Here is a 14,159-nt window from a genome sequence, read left to right as displayed (position 1 = left end):
CGGGGATCCACCGGCCCCGCCCCGGTGAGGTGAGCGGGGCGAGCTCGTGGGCGCTGGTCACCTCACCCTTCGTGCCGCCTGGACCGACGCAGATCGCCGGTCAACTCTGCCGCCACCTGCTCCGGTTCGGCCAGGCAGCGCCAGGCGGGCACCCGACGGACAGGCGTGGCACCACTGTTGAGGTCGAGCCGGGCGAACACCCGGCGTAGCCCCCGACCATCCGGGTCGCCCAACGGATCGTCGACGACGACACCCAGCTCGGCATCCCCTTGACTCACCACGAGATCGGCTGCCCACCCGGCCACGGAGACGTCGCGTCGCACGCGCACATTCGCGTTCCGGAGGACAAGGTGCAGTCGGTCCGCCGGCCCGGTCGCAGCGGCGGGTCGGGCGTCGGCGACCTCACGGAACAGGGCCAGGGCGGTCAGCAGGCCACGTTGACCCGACCACCACGACCGGTCGCCGACCACGACGAGCTGGGATCGCGCCCGGGTGATGGCGACGTTCCACAAGTTGGTCTGGTGCACCAGCCAGCCCCGGGTACGGTCCGGAACGCCGTGCGCTCCGACCGGCGAGACGACCATGACGTCCCGTTCGCTGCCCTGGAACCGGTGGATCGTCGCGCAGAGCAGGTTGTCGGTGAGACCGGCGTCGCGGAGGGCCGCGGCCAGCTGCCGTTGATGCGCGGCGAGCGGCGTTACCACCCCGATCGAGGCCCTCGGATGCGCACTTCGCAGGCCGGCGACCTCGGCGACGACAGCCTCGATCTCGATCTGGTTGAACCCTGATCCGGACGGCCCGAGGCTGAACCGTCCGGGCACGTCGCGCCAGCGCACCGCCGGATCGGTCGGGGCGACCAGCCGGGCCGGGTCCGTCAGCACGGTGAGCCGCCCCTGGTAGACCTCCCGATTCGGCACTTCCACGATGTCGGGGTGGCACCGGTAGTGCTCGTCGAGGAGATGCGTGGAGCCCGCAGCGGAGGCGAACGCGTCGTACGCGGAATGGGCCGTGTAGGTCAACCGCCGGGCGGTCAGCCACCCGGTACTGAGTGCCGCTCGGGCACGTTCGGTGACGTCTTCGGTCTCCGGCAGGTCCACCACGGGTGCGAGCTGACGGGGATCGCCGATGAGCAGTGCCCGCTTGGCCCGAAAGAGCATGGGCAGGATCGCGGGAACCGTGCACTGTGCCGCCTCGTCGATGATCACGAGGTCGAACATCGCGGGGCTGCTCCTCAGCCGCCGAGCGGACAGGGCAGTCACCGCCCAGCCCGGCAGCACCCGTAGCAGCTCCGGAAAGTACGCCCAGCTGTCCGACTGCGGCTTGGACATCTCGTCGGAGCGATCCTGGAGCAGCCGTGCTCCGGCAGCCACCCGTCGGGCGATCCGGTCCCGCAGCAGGTCGATGCTGAGGGCGGGCCGCTCGGTGCCGGTGATGTCGACCAACCGCCGCCAGGAGGTCTCCGCGTCAGGCAGCTCCGCGAGGAGCCGTCGGAGTTCCCGCCAGCGCAGCTCGAGAACCGCCCGTTCGGCGAGTACCTCGACGGCGTGCCGGTCGACGACCTGGTACGAACGCAGCCGCCACCGGTACCACCAGCCGAACCACCTGCTGGCCAGCGCCCGGTCGGTCAGCCGGACGAGACGCGCCAGCGCCGGGTCGTCGGCGGGCAGCGCAGCCGCACCGGTGGCTGGCTCGCCGCCACGCTCGACGGCCAGGTCGGCCAGGTCCCGTTCGAGCAACCGCCGCTCGTCAAGCGTCGCCCGGAGGTCGGCCGCCTCCTCCGCCAGGAGCCGCAGCTCGTGCAGGGGTGTCCGGTCCTCCGGTGTGCCGGGCAACTCCGCCGGTGGATACGCCGCCAGGATGTCGGCGAGGTGCTTCGGTTCCTGCATCCGGTGGTCCTTGTTGCCGGTGCGCACCAACAGGCCCGGGCCGATCAGGTCGGTCACCCGGTCGAGCACCGAGTCGACGGCCTGGTTGCTGGTGGAGCCGATCAGCACACTCTGACCGGCGGCGGTGGCGGTGGCCAACAGGGCCGTGACGAGTTGACTCTTACCGGTGCCCGGCGGCCCCTGGGCCACCGTCAACGGCTGTGCCATCGCCGCCTGGATGATCTCTTCCTGCGCCTCGTTCGCCGCACTCATCGCCACCGTCACAACCGGCGTCGGGGCTACCTCGTCCGGTCGCAGAGCCAGCGCGCCCAGCGCCGTACGCTCGATGAGCCCGGGGTTCCTGACCATCCCCCGGAGATCCTCGACGAGCTGCCGCTGGGGCGACTCGGCGGCGTCGACGGTGTACAGGATCGCGGCGTTCTGCACCCCGTTCACCTGTCCCGGTCGGATGGTGCCGACGAGCGCGGCCGGGTCCAGCTCCGTCACCGGGCTCAACCCGAACGTCTGCACGAGCACGTCGACGGTGGCGGCGAGGGCGGCGGGATCACCCGGTGTGAAGGCCTGCTCGACCCGCTGCAGCAGCTCGTCGCCCTCCACTTCGGAGAGCTGGAACAGGTCGACGAGTGCGGCGCTGGGGCGGGGCGGGAAGGAGGCGTGCAGCACGTCGTCCGCGCCGACGGTGACGTCACAGACCAGCAGCGGAGCGAACCGGAGCGGCTTGTGACGGGTCGGCCGGACGACGGCGACCGGGTAGCCGTACTGCAACTCCCGGCCGTCGGCGCGGGCCCGGGCGGCGAGCCCGGCCGCCGAACCGCCCAGCTTGACGGGCGTGACGGAGGTGAAGACCGCCTCGGATCCCGGCGGTGCCGCGACGAACGTCCCGGCGGCCCGCGGATCGACGAGGGACTGCAGCACGCTCGACCGTCGCATGCAGTTGATGTAGTAGGTCACCAGCCGACGCCACTGGTCCGCGTCGAAGGGTGCCTCGTCCGCCGGGCTCGAGGTGACGGCCGTGACCCGTTTCGCCGCAGCGGCGGAACCGGGCACCGTCACCAGTCGGATCGGCTCGGTGACGCCCTCACTCGACTCGACCGGAGTGTGCTGGCGACGCCGGGCCATCTCCGTCGGGGCGTACCGGGAGAGGTCGTTGGTGGTGATCCAACCGTCGTCGGCCGGGCCCGCGGCCTCACCCCGCAGACCGTTGAGCAGCACCTCGGTGAAGACCGACGGGTGGTCCGGCCCCTGTGCCTTCGACGCCTTCAGGTGCGTACTCGAGGTCAACACGAAGGTGCCGCGCTGACGCTTCAGCCGGCGCGGTTCTTCCCGCACTCCGCCCCGGAACCGGTGCCGGGCGGTGAACGCGCCGGAGAAGCAACAGTCGAGGAGAACCACCTTCTGGCTGGCCTTGGTGTCGTTGAGCAGATGACGCAGCATGCCGTCGGCGTCGAACGCCGTCGCGTGCAACTGCCCGCTTACCGTGTCGGTCGCGGCCAGGAACAACGACTGACCGTCACCGTGCAGCACCCCATGGCCGGAGTAGTAGAGCAGGGCCAGGTCACCCGTACGCCGCGCGCCGTAGAACTCCTCGACGACCTGACGCAGCCGCGCCGCTGGCAGGTCCAGTTCGGCGCGTACCGTGTCGAACTCACCGGCACCGTCGAGCAGCGCCTTGAGTTGCGCCACGTCCTGTCGTACCGATGGAAGGGGCGCAAGTTCGCGGTCGACCTGGCAGGTGGCCGTGCCGATCAGCAGGGCGTGCCGTCCCATCAGGGGCGGGTCCGTTCGATCGCGGCCCGCACCGTGCTGACCAGTTCATCGGTCTGGCCAGGGGTGGGCCGGTCGATGGTCAACTCGATGTCACCGACCCGCAGGTGAACCCGACGGCCGGAATGCCGTCGCAGGAAGGCCAGGACCACGTCGACCAGCGCTTGCAGGTAGCCGGGATCAGCGCCCGCCAGCACGGTGACGACACCGAGCGCCAACTCGGCGACGCCCTTGGCATCCGGGCCGGTGGCGAGCTCGACGCGTTCCACCTCGCCGATGTCGCGGAGGTCGTCCGCCAGTTCGTCGGTCAGCTCACCGAGCACGAACTCGTCGTCGTCGACAAGCGAAGTGAAGTCGATCCGAATGCGGACGTGGGACATCCAACCTCCTGTCAGAGCGGTGTTGACCAACCTATGGAAGAAGGACGCGTCGGAGTCTCGACTGTCGGCTTGCCGATCGAAGACCGTCGGTCAGGCGGCGCCCGATCAACATTCATCAAGGTCCAGTTCGTCAAGGGCCTTGCCGATGAGTTGGGCCGACTGGTCCCGGTCGAGGGCGAGGGTGTCGAGGCTGGCCCAGACCCGTTCGTACGCGGCCAACTCCTTCGGGCGGTCGAGATAGAGCGCACCGCTCAACGACTCCTGGTAGACCACCGGAGCCTCGGGCTCGCCCCGGTTGCCCGGTGGGAAGTCGAGCAGCACGAACGCCCCCGCGACCGCACCCCGATGTGGCCCGGCGGCCAACGGCAACACCCGAACCGAAACGTGCGGCAGCCGACCCACCGCCAGCAGCTGCCGCAACTGGCCCGCCATGGTCGCCGGGTCACCCACGACCCGCATCAGCACCGCCTCCGACAACACCACCGCCAACCGAGGCGGCGCGGGCGACCGCCGCCGCAGCAGGGACTGTCGCGCCAGCCGCGCCCCGACCACCCCTTCCCGCTCACCGTCGGGCCGATGCCGGCAGGCAACCGTCGCGTACTCGCGGGTCTGGAGCAGGGCGGGGACCAGGACGTCCTGGTACTCGCGGAGTCGGCCGGCGGCGGCCTCCAGGCCGGCGTAGAGGTCGAACCAGTCGGGGATCGCGCCACCGTAGGCGAGCCACCAGCCCTTCGCCCCGGTCTCCCCCGCCAGTGCGACCAAAGCCGAGGTCAACCTGGTACGCGCCTCGTACAGCTCGCACATGACCCGGACGTCCACCCCACGGGCCGGGCCGACGCCGCTCTCGGCCCGCCACACCTTGTGCCGACTCCACCCCAACGCCCCGGCCGCTCCCTCCAGGGTCATCCGCGCCTCGGTCCGCAACTCCCGCAGCGCCCGCCCCAACGCCCGACGGGGCACGCTCGACGCCCCATCCCCGGTCAGCTCCACGGTCACCTCCCCTCGTCGTTTCGCTGCTCGATGGCAGTTTACAACCAAACAAGTCTTTCAAGCTAAGAAAGGCATAGGCGGCAAGACCGGACGAGAGCTGTGGTGAACTCCGGCCATGGTGCCCTACGAGCCGCTGTGGCGAAGGATCCGACGGGAGATCCAAGCCAAGATCGCCGCAGGCGTCCTTAAGCCCGGCGACAAGCTCCCGACCACCCGGGAACTCGCCGAGCAGTACGACACCTCGGGCGTCACGGTCCGCAAGGCCATCGACATCCTGCTTGAGGCAGGCGTCCTGGAGGGCCGGCAGGGTGTGGGCGTCTTCGTCACCGACACTCGCGACGAAAGCGCATAGCGCTGCACCAGGCGAGGGCCGGCCGACGGCGGAGGTTCCACGGAAGCGCCGAGCTTCCGGATCGCCTGGGCGTCTCCCGGGGACCGAACAACGGCCTTGAGCACCCGCCGACCCACCACCCTTGAGGCCGATCAACCGGCCCCACACCACCGCCGGCACCGTGCCTTGAAGTGAATCTTGGACACTTACCGTTCTATTTGGACGGTAAGTGTCCAAGATCTACACCTGCCCGGGTCACTTCAACGGATCGCTGGCGGTTTCTGAGCAGGGCCGATGGGGTGAACGCTGTGCTGGAGGACGCCTGACGACTCATCGCCGTCGTCCTGGGCAAGGTTCACCATCGCGCCACGCCAGGTCGAAGCCGCAGCCTGCCTCCGCCGATGATCGACGATCGGCGATCGAAGGAATCCGGGCCGGAGGGGGCATCGATCTCGCCTGCGGCGCGGCACGCCAACTACATTCCTGGCGGGACCAACCCGCCGTCCAGGACGTCAACGACCGACTCCTCACCCTGATCACCCCGTAGGAGCCACCGCGTGAGCAGCCTCGCCGAGATCGACCATGCCAAGCAGGCCGTCCGACAGCATGTCTGGGACCTCCTCGAACGTGAGAACGCCGCCCCCGCCGGGGTACACGGACACATCCCCGACTTCGTCGGCAAGGACGCCGCAGCCGACCGGCTCGCCGCCCTGGATGCCTGGAAGGCGGCACGGGTGATCAAGTGCAACCCCGACCGCGCCCAACTTCCCGTCCGAGTGCGGGCGCTCCAGGACGGCAAACTGCTCTACCTGGCGGTACCACGCCTCGCCGCGCCCAAGCCCTTCTACCTTCTCGACCCCGCCACCTTGGACGCGCCGTTCGACATCGCCGCGACCAGCGCCGGAGCACCGGAGGTCGCTCCCACCGTGGGCCCGGACGAGATGCAGCCCATCGACCTGATCGTCTGCGGTAGCGTCGCCATCAGCCGACGCGACGGTGTCCGGATCGGCAAAGGGGCAGGTTACGCGGACCTGGAAGCCGCCCTGCTCGCCGACGCGGGCCTCGCCACTGCCGACACCGTCATCGCCACCACCATCCACCAGGGGCAACTCCTCGACGAGGCGCTACCCCACGCAGGCCACGACTTTCCGGTCGACCTCGCCGTCACCCCACACGAGGTCCTGAGCTTCCCGCCACGACGCAAAGCCCTCTCCGGGATCGTCGCGCCCCACCTCCGCCCCGACCAGCTCGACCAGATCCCCGCCCTGTCCAACCCCGCTCACCGGGCCGGCATGCCGTCCACCTGACCGGAGCCGCGCATACTGAAAGCAGCGATTGGCGCACGGACGGTCAATCGGGCTTACGGTCGCTCACCCGGCGGAGGTCGACATGCGTTGGCTCGTAGTTCTGATCATCGGGGTCGTGGTCGTTGCAGCGGTCTCGCTGTGGCGTCGTTCGCAGCGCAAGGCAGCCCTCGACGAGGGCCAGATTCGTAACTTGCAGGCCTCCACCGAAGCCCGCAGACGACTCGACGAGCACCGGAACCCGAGCGATGGCAGCGCGGGCAGCGGTGCGGGTGGGGTCGGTGGAATCTGAGGCAGGTGAAGAACAGCGGCCAACCACCCTGGCACCAGCGAGCACCCGCCGAGCCACGGACGGAAACGGCAGATGCGGATGCCGTACTCGGCAAGCGGAGCTAGCAGGGCTCCCGCATCCGCCGCGCCCTGCTTCCGTGCGGTCAGGATCCGTACTGGCGCACCGGGATCCACATGGCGTACTGGTTCGTGCCCCGGATCGCCTCCGACGGTCGTATCCGGGACGGAGGTCACCAGGTCCGCATCGACACCTGGGGGTCGTTGTCATCGGCGACGCCGCCCACTGTGCCTCCCCCTACATCGACATGGGCGTCTCCGGTGGACTCGTCGGCGCCTACGTGCTGGCTGGTCAGGTCAACCGTCACCCCGACAATCTGCCGGCCGCGCTGGCCAACTACGACACCGGGCTTCGACCGTTCGTCGACGAGATCCAGGGCGGCGTGAATCCGAAGGTCCTGAGCCTGGGCATGCCGATGACGCAACTCGCGATCGACGCCTTGCTCACCGCCACTGCGGCGGCCACCGCCCTGCACCTCCCCGACCTCGCGGCGCGGTTCGCCAAGGAAGGACCGTGTCGGGGCCTGACATCTGCCGCAGAGGCCCGCTCACCGGCCCGGTCGGCGACTCGTCCGCGGTCGGATCCGGCCGGTACGGTGGGCCGGCCGAGTCCCGTCGGTCGGACCGGCACGAGGGGGGCGTTGCGTGTCCAGGGAAGCCGACATCGCCAGCGAGCAGGCGTACTTCGACGCGGCGGCGAAGCACCGGGACCGGCGGCGCGACGACCTGCGGCAGCTGCCGTCCGCCGCCGCCCACACCGGTGCCGCCGCCCACCTGCGCCGCTACGCCGAGACCGCCCGGCGGGCGTTGGGTTCGGCGGGCGAGGCGGTGGCGTTCGGCCGGGTCGACGCCGAGACGGGCGAGACCCGGTACGTCGGGCGGCACCTGATCCGGGACGCCGACGGCGGGGTGCTGGTGGTCAACTGGCACGCGCCGGCCGCCGCCGGCTGGTTCGAGGCCACGCCCGACAACCCCGCCGGAGTACGCCGCAAGCGGGCCTTCACCTGCACCGGCAACACCATCGAGGACATCACCGACACCATCATGGCCGAGATCGCCGAGGCGGTGGACGCGCAGCTGCTGGCCGAGCTGACCCGTGGTCGTACCGGCAGTATGCGGGACATCGTGGCCACCATCCAGGCCGCGCAGTTCGCGTTGATCCGTGCCCCGCGGGACCAGGTGCTGGTGATCGAGGGCGGCCCCGGCACCGGCAAGAGCGCGGTGGCGCTGCACCGGGTGTCGTGGCTGTTGTTCCAGCACCGGGCGGACATGGCCGCCGCCGACGTGCTGGTGGTCGGGCCGCACCCGACCTTCGTACGTTACATCGGCCAGGTGCTGCCGGCCCTCGGCGACGAGGGGGTGGAGCTGCGCGACGTGGGCCGGCTCGCCCCGGACGTGCCGCGGGGGCGTACCGAGCGGGATGCGGTCGCCCGGATCAAGGGTGCGGCCCGGATGGCCGGGCTGCTGGCCCGCGCGTTGGACGCCCGGATCGGCGCGCCGGACCCGGCGGAGCGGTTGCTGGTCGGCGGCCGGTTCGTCACCCTGCCCGGCGTCGAGGTGGCCGAGGCGCTCGCCGCGGCGCGGGCCGCCGCCCTGCCGTACGCGGGTCGGCGGCAGCTGCTGCGGGACCGGCTCGCCGCCCTGGTGGCCGCCCGGACCGGCGTCGATCCGGCCGGCGCCGACGCGGTCGGTAACCTCGTCGAGCGGCTCTGGCCCCAGCAGAACCCGACCGGTTTCCTGCGTGACCTGCTGGGCTCCACCGCCCGGCTGCGTGCCGCCGCCGCTGACGAGTTCACCTCGGCGGAGGTGGCGGCGCTGCACCGGCGGGGCGCGGACCGGCTGTCCCGGGAGACCTGGTCGGCGGCGGATCTGTCGCTGCTGGACGAGTTGGCGTACCTGATCGACGGGCCGGGCCGGCGGTACGCCCACGTGGTGGTGGACGAGGCGCAGGACCTCTCCCCGATGCAGTTGCGCGCGGTGGCCCGGCGCAGCGCCACCGGCTCCCTGACCGTGGTCGGTGACCTCGCCCAGTCCACCGGCAGCTGGGCCCGCGACTCGTGGGACGAGGTGCTCGCCCACCTGCCGACCGGGCACCCGGCCCGGATCACCCCGCTGCGGTACGGCTACCGCGTACCCCGGCAGGCGTACGCGACGGCGGTGCCGCTGTTGTCGGTGGCCGCGCCGGGTACGGCGCCGGTGGAGGTGGTCCGGGACGGGCCGGCGGAGACCGGCGTGCACCGGGTCGGCCTGGCCGAGCTGGCCGGCCGGGCGGTCACGGTGGCGCGGGAGCACGCCGAGGCCGGCCGGTTCGTCGGCGTCGTCTGTCCGCCCCGGCAGCGGCGGCCGGTCGAGGCGGCGCTGGCCGCCAACGGGATGACCTGGAGCAGCGCCGACCGGGGCGAGTTGGGCGGCGCGGTCAACCTGATCAGCCCACAGGAGGCCAAGGGCCTGGAGTTCGACGCGGTGGTGGTGGTCGAGCCGGAGGAGATCGTGGCCAGTGACGAACGCGGCCACCGGCTGCTCTACGTCGCGCTCACCCGTACCACCGGGTACCTCGACATCGTCTGCACCGGCGACCCGGTGCCGTTGGACGCGCCGGCCCGCCCCCGGCCGCCGGTGGACGACGAGCCGGACGCGGCGTTCACCAGGCGGGAGGCGCACCGGCTGGCCGAACACCTGGCCGGTCAGCTGCGCGGCGCCGCGCCGCCGGCGTTCTGGGACGACATCCTGACCCAGGTACGGGCCACCCTCCGGCCGACGGACCCGGTCAGCTCCGGGCCGGCGGACGCGGTCAGCCCCGGGCAGCCGCAGGCCGCGGTCAGCCCCGGGCAGCCGGCGGACGACTGATCGCGGCGGAGTCGAGCCGGCGGCCCACCGTCCACTGCAGGATGTCCTGCTCGATCTCGGCCTTCTTGGCCTTGCTGGGCACCGTGATGCCCAGCTCCCTGGCCAGGGCCCGCAGCTTCGCCACGGTGAGTTTCAGGTCCGCGAGGTAGCGTGCGCCGGCCGCCCGGTCGCCGATCGCCGCGAGGTCGGCGCGTACCCGGTCGGTGTCCACGCCGGGCGACGCCGCCGCGGCCGGGCGGGCGGCGGGCCGGGCCTTGTCGATGACGGCCAGTTTCGCCGTGCCGTCGGCCAGTGCGGCGAGCTGGTCGGCGGGGAGCGCGCGGACGAACTCCGCCACCCGCAGGAGTACGGCGTGGGCGAGGTCGGCGGGGTCGGACACCGGTGGCTCTCCTTCTCAGGCGCGGGTACGGGCCAGGAACTCGCTTGCCAGTTGCTGGAGTTCGTACTGCACCTTGTCGTTGGCGTTCGGCACGAGCACGGCGGGCAGGTGCCGTTCGCCGGCCGTACCGAACAGGGTCTTGTTCTCCCGGATGGTCTGCCGGAACACCGGGACCTCCAGGTTGTCGGTGAGCCGCAGGTAGTTGCGGGACGCGGAGATCGGCGCGCTGCCGGCGTACTGGATCATAGTGAACACCACGCCCAGGTACTGCGGGTCGATGGTCGGACCGGGGGTGGCCACCCGGTTGAAGTCGCTGACCAGCTCGGAGACCTTGCTGCGCAGGTAGTCGATGCCGAGCGTGGAGAGATAGTCCGGCTTCGCCGGGGTCAGAATGTGCTCGCTGGCCACGATGGCCGTCCGGGTGACCATGGTGAAGTTGGGCGCGCAGTCGATCAGGATGTCGTCGTACCCGGCGAACGCCTCGGTGGCGAGCGCGTCGGCGAGCGCCCGGTGCAGCGGCAGGAAGTGCGGGCTGCCGTGCTGGAACCGGGACCCGCCGAGCGCCGCGGCGAGGTCCAGGTCGACGTCGACGAGCTGCAGGTGGGAGGCGATCAGGTCGAGCCGGCCAGCGCCGGGCAGCAGCGCGTTGGCCGGTTCCGGGGTAAGCACGTACGGGTGCAGCGCGGCGGTGGGCTCGTCGGCCAGTACCGAGCCGAACCACTGCAGGACGGTCCTCTCGTACGCGAGTTCGGCCTCCCACTGGGCGGCCGGATAGAACGAGAAGGTGAGGCTGGCCTGCGGGTCAAGGTCGATCAGCAGCACCCGGCGGCCACGGGCGGCGAGTTCGGCGCCGAGGTTCGCGGTGATCGTGGTCTTGCCGACGCCGCCCTTGTAGTTGATCACGGACGTGATGCTCATGCCACTCCCCGCATCGAGCCATGATCGCAGAACGAACCGCCCTCCGCGAGCGGCGACAATGGACTTGTCATCGACGGGCATGATGGACGCGTGAAGCGGCTGTGGGGTTACGCCAGAGCCGCGCCCGGGGCGACGCCATCGCCGCCGCCGTCAGCCACGCCGTGCCGGGCACCGACGAGTGGGGCACGGCGATGATCGCGAAATGCGCGTACGAGGTGAACATCAGCCGGTACGCCGCCGCGGTCCGCACCTCCCGCCAGCTGCGCGAATGGGTGGAGCGCGGCGCGGTCGACCCCCGCTTCGAGTGCGGTGCGCTCACCCACGAGGGAACGGCCCTGTTCACCTCCTTCCAGGACCTCGCGGAGGCCGAACGGCTCCTGCGGCGCGCCGTGACCTTCGCACCGGCCGCCGACACCGACGTACGGGTCGCCCGGTGGCTCGCGACCGCCTTCCACTACCTCGGCCGGATCGCCGAGGCGCGCGGCCGGGACGTCGACTGCCTGCACCACTACCTGCGCGGCCAGGAGTACCAGCAGCTCTGCCCGGAGGAGATCGAGGCCAACGCGTTCCTTCAGCTACGACTCTCCGAACCGCTTGCCAACGCCCACCTGTTCGAGCTGGCGTACGACCACCTACGCCGGGCCGAGAAGCTGGCGACGACGGGCGCGAACCGGGGCTCGGCGGCCGTCCAGGTCGAACTCGGCCACGCCACCCTGACGGCCAAACAGGTTGTCTCGCCGAGGCCGAACGCCAGGGGCTCGCGTCGCTGCGGCACTGCCGGACGATCCGGTTCCGCCGGGGCGAACTGCTCTGCCTGGGCTTCCTGTTCACGATCAGGTTCAAGCGCCGACACTACGTACGCGCCGCCTGGGCGCTGGTGCGGATCATGCCGACGCTGCTCACCGGCGAGCTACGGCACAACAGCCTCTTCAAGCTCCGCTCGGGCATCCCGGTGCTCTTCCGGCTGGCCTTCCGACGGCTGTCCGGGGCCGACGAGTCAGGTGGCGGGGGGCCGGAGGCCACCAAGCTGACCGGCTGCCCCTGCCCAGCGCACTCGGTCAGCCGCTGAGGACACGACCTGGTCGCCGTGGACGCGCGGCGGGGGCTCACGGGGTCAGCGCGGCGGGGCCTTACGGGGTCGGTGCCTTGCTTCCTCGGCCTCGGTTGAAAAGTGTCTGGAGTCGGCTCCGGGAGAAGAAGTCCGGCCGTTCGGCACCCGACCGGACAGCGGCACGGCTGGTGCTACCGAAGGTGGGCAGGCGTGAGGCCGCAGCCGTCGCCGTTGCTGACGCCGTGGCTGTCGCCGTCGCTGTGGCTGACTGTCGTTGCCGATCCCGGACCAGCCCCTTCAAGGACACCAGGTTCGGCTGAGGGTGCCGGACCTGGAAGCTGATGTCATCCAGGGTCTGCTTGGTCCGGTCGTTCCAGAACCGGACAGCGGCCGAGCTTCCGGCCAGGTCGATGGTGCGCCTGATGGCGTCGGCCACCGTCGGTTCCCGACCGAGTTCCTTCCGAAGATGGGCCGCGACCTCGCGGAGAACAGTCATCTGCCGGGCAACCGTCTGCTCGCCCGTCATCTTGAATCGGCGGTCACCCGGTGCCAGCGGGGGCAGCAACTCCTGCTGCAGCCTGGCCGCCGTGGATCCTCCGCAGATGCGTCCCGCCCAGTCGATGCTGCCCTGCAGGTAGTCGTGTTGCCGGTCGAGATCCAGTGCCATCGAACTCGGCCGCACCGTGGACAGGGGTGAGTGGAGTGTCTGGTCGTTTATGGAAACCGCCACGATCTGGTCCGGACGGATAGGACTGTTGGTGAGATATTCGTCGGGGAACCACAGCCGGCCCGGTTCTGGGCGACGGGTTTCGTCGGTCCGGATCGCCACCGACAGACGTGAGTTCTCCATCGTGTAGCCGAGGAAGGAGGTGAACGGGTGCCCGTCCTTGACACTCGTGCTCGGCGAACCCGAGAGACACCGGCTCCACCACTGCGACCCCGGGCGCCGGTAGGAGGCCGGCAGCCCGTCACGGAGGGCTTTGTCCAGAAACCCCAGATCCAACGCATCGGATGCGTGCCACTTGACGGAGGGGTCGTCGAGAAGATCCAGGAAGCCGGAGTCGTCCGTCGGGTCTGTGGGCATGATCTTCCTTCCGCTGTGCTGCGAGGCGCGACCGTCCAGCCGGTGCCGGGCACGGTCGCTCCCGATCAAGCCCCAACGGCGCAGGCGTCGGTCCGGTTCAACGCTTCCGGTCGCCAGCCGGATGGGCCCCGCTCTACGGATGCTCCCGCCGTGGTCGAGAGAGGCGAAGACGAGTTCCCTGGTGGCATGCAGCATGGGCGGGTAGGCGGCCGGGGTAGTGGCGGGTGCGGCGATCACCGGTCCGCGCTGATCGATGCCTTGGCCTCGATGATTCGCGCCCCGACGCTGGCCACGTCGGCCCGGCCCGGACGCCGAGCCGGAAGGGAAGGGCCGGCGACGTACAGTCGCGGTGAGGGCGAAACGCCAGGCCGAGATTCCGGCACCGGCGTGAGGGAGGGGACAGGGTGTTCGGTTCGAAGAAGAAGATCAACGATCTGATGGCGCAGCTCAGACCCGACCTGAGTCGGGAGTCGCTCGGCGTCGGGCCCGACTTCCCGGGCGTCGCCCCGAACCCGCTCCTGAGCAGTGACGCACGGAAGCGCAATACGGAACTGCGTACGGGGGCGCTTGCGCTCGGTGTTCTCGTCGACTGGCGGGAGGTGAACAGCAACCCTCGCGTGGTCCTGATGTTTGATGTGGAGACCGCCGACGGCATCTCGTTCCGCGGTATCGCAGACGAAGACCTCACGATCACCGAGCTCACCCGACTCGCCCCAGGACAGAGGTTGCCCGTGCGCTACCGGCCCGCCGTCATGGACCACTACGTCGCCCTTGCCCGGGACGCGGACCCGGCCCGTGTGCAGCAGCTCTCTGACGAGATCGCGCGCCGCAGGCGGACCTGACCCGAAGCCATCGGCCGAGTGCGGCAGGCCCCTGT

General features: G+C 70.8%; 13 protein-coding genes. 6 read left to right on the top strand and 7 right to left on the bottom strand.

The features are described from left to right. Positions 1 to 62: 62 nt before the first annotated feature. The 3 genes from GA0070617_RS07775 to GA0070617_RS07765 all read right to left on the bottom strand — a co-directional run bounded on the left by GA0070617_RS07775 (position 63) and on the right by GA0070617_RS07765 (position 5,026). Positions 63 to 3,653: a caspase, EACC1-associated type gene (locus tag GA0070617_RS07775; protein WP_091435317.1), complete on the bottom strand. Its 3,591-nt coding sequence runs from the start codon at positions 3,651 to 3,653 to the stop codon at positions 63 to 65. After that, on the bottom strand, positions 3,653 to 4,030 hold the full coding sequence (locus GA0070617_RS07770; RefSeq protein WP_091435315.1) for a hypothetical protein: 378 nt from the start codon (positions 4,028 to 4,030) through the stop codon (positions 3,653 to 3,655). The genes GA0070617_RS07775 and GA0070617_RS07770 overlap by 1 nt, the downstream gene beginning before the upstream one ends. Before the next feature lie 105 nt (positions 4,031 to 4,135). Further along, on the bottom strand, positions 4,136 to 5,026 hold the full coding sequence (locus tag GA0070617_RS07765; protein WP_091435313.1) for a helix-turn-helix domain-containing protein: 891 nt from the start codon (positions 5,024 to 5,026) through the stop codon (positions 4,136 to 4,138). A gap of 109 nt (positions 5,027 to 5,135) precedes the next feature. On the opposite strand from GA0070617_RS07765, the gene GA0070617_RS07760 reads away from it, so the two are divergent. The 3 genes from GA0070617_RS07760 to GA0070617_RS29775 all read left to right on the top strand — a co-directional run bounded on the left by GA0070617_RS07760 (position 5,136) and on the right by GA0070617_RS29775 (position 6,947). Then, positions 5,136 to 5,372, top strand: a complete 237-nt coding sequence (locus GA0070617_RS07760) for a GntR family transcriptional regulator (protein ID WP_175440463.1) — start codon at positions 5,136 to 5,138, stop codon at positions 5,370 to 5,372. A gap of 536 nt (positions 5,373 to 5,908) precedes the next feature. Further along, entirely contained in the window at positions 5,909 to 6,658 is a 750-nt protein-coding gene (locus tag GA0070617_RS07755) for a 5-formyltetrahydrofolate cyclo-ligase (RefSeq protein WP_091435311.1), read from the top strand. Positions 6,659 to 6,740: 82 nt separating this feature from the next. After that, positions 6,741 to 6,947 (top strand): hypothetical protein, encoded by a 207-nt coding sequence (locus GA0070617_RS29775; protein ID WP_139135617.1) that lies wholly within the window; start codon positions 6,741 to 6,743, stop codon positions 6,945 to 6,947. 229 nt (positions 6,948 to 7,176) lie between these two features. On the opposite strand, the gene GA0070617_RS30445 is transcribed toward GA0070617_RS29775, so the two are convergent. Next, positions 7,177 to 7,479: a hypothetical protein gene (locus tag GA0070617_RS30445; RefSeq protein ID WP_175440462.1), complete on the bottom strand. Its 303-nt coding sequence runs from the start codon at positions 7,477 to 7,479 to the stop codon at positions 7,177 to 7,179. A 169-nt stretch (positions 7,480 to 7,648) separates the two neighbouring features. On the opposite strand from GA0070617_RS30445, the gene GA0070617_RS07745 reads away from it, so the two are divergent. Beyond that, the gene (locus tag GA0070617_RS07745) at positions 7,649 to 9,850 is read left to right on the top strand and encodes a HelD family protein (protein WP_091435309.1); all 2,202 of its coding nucleotides are present in this window, start codon (positions 7,649 to 7,651) and stop codon (positions 9,848 to 9,850) included. Here GA0070617_RS07745 and GA0070617_RS30440 read toward each other — a convergent pair. Both GA0070617_RS30440 and GA0070617_RS07735 read right to left on the bottom strand, forming a co-directional pair. Then, a complete protein-coding gene (locus tag GA0070617_RS30440) occupies positions 9,822 to 10,229 on the bottom strand; it encodes a hypothetical protein (RefSeq protein WP_091435307.1) in 408 nt (135 codons plus the stop codon). The genes GA0070617_RS07745 and GA0070617_RS30440 overlap by 29 nt on opposite strands. Before the next feature lie 15 nt (positions 10,230 to 10,244). Then, a complete protein-coding gene (locus GA0070617_RS07735) occupies positions 10,245 to 11,147 on the bottom strand; it encodes a ParA family protein (RefSeq protein WP_091435305.1) in 903 nt (300 codons plus the stop codon). A 101-nt stretch (positions 11,148 to 11,248) separates the two neighbouring features. Here GA0070617_RS07735 and GA0070617_RS07730 point away from each other — a divergent pair, with 101 nt between their 5' ends. After that, entirely contained in the window at positions 11,249 to 12,178 is a 930-nt protein-coding gene (locus GA0070617_RS07730) for a hypothetical protein (protein ID WP_091435303.1), read from the top strand. Positions 12,179 to 12,277: 99 nt separating this feature from the next. Here GA0070617_RS07730 and GA0070617_RS07725 read toward each other — a convergent pair whose 3' ends face one another. Beyond that, positions 12,278 to 13,519 (bottom strand): hypothetical protein, encoded by a 1,242-nt coding sequence (locus GA0070617_RS07725; protein ID WP_091435301.1) that lies wholly within the window; start codon positions 13,517 to 13,519, stop codon positions 12,278 to 12,280. A 167-nt stretch (positions 13,520 to 13,686) separates the two neighbouring features. Between GA0070617_RS07725 and GA0070617_RS07720 the strand changes: the two genes are divergently transcribed. After that, the gene (locus GA0070617_RS07720) at positions 13,687 to 14,124 is read left to right on the top strand and encodes a hypothetical protein (protein ID WP_091435299.1); all 438 of its coding nucleotides are present in this window, start codon (positions 13,687 to 13,689) and stop codon (positions 14,122 to 14,124) included. Positions 14,125 to 14,159: the final 35 nt, after the last annotated feature.

This window comes from Micromonospora yangpuensis, from assembly GCF_900091615.1.
GTDB lineage: Bacteria > Actinomycetota > Actinomycetes > Mycobacteriales > Micromonosporaceae > Micromonospora > Micromonospora yangpuensis.
Note: the sequence above shows the minus strand (reverse complement) of the source record. Positions and strands in the feature narration are given on the sequence as shown.

Bases quoted from the DNA above. Each gene is read 5' to 3' on its own strand.
- GA0070617_RS07735 (WP_091435305.1), bottom strand. From the start codon at position 11,147: ATGAGCATCACGTCCGTGATCAACTACAAGGGCGGCGTCGGCAAGACC.
- GA0070617_RS07770 (WP_091435315.1), bottom strand. From the start codon at position 4,030: ATGTCCCACGTCCGCATTCGGATCGACTTCACTTCGCTTGTCGACGAC.
- GA0070617_RS07760 (WP_175440463.1), top strand. From the start codon at position 5,136: ATGGTGCCCTACGAGCCGCTGTGGCGAAGGATCCGACGGGAGATCCAA.
- GA0070617_RS07775 (WP_091435317.1), bottom strand. From the start codon at position 3,653: ATGGGACGGCACGCCCTGCTGATCGGCACGGCCACCTGCCAGGTCGAC.
- GA0070617_RS29775 (WP_139135617.1), top strand. From the start codon at position 6,741: ATGCGTTGGCTCGTAGTTCTGATCATCGGGGTCGTGGTCGTTGCAGCG.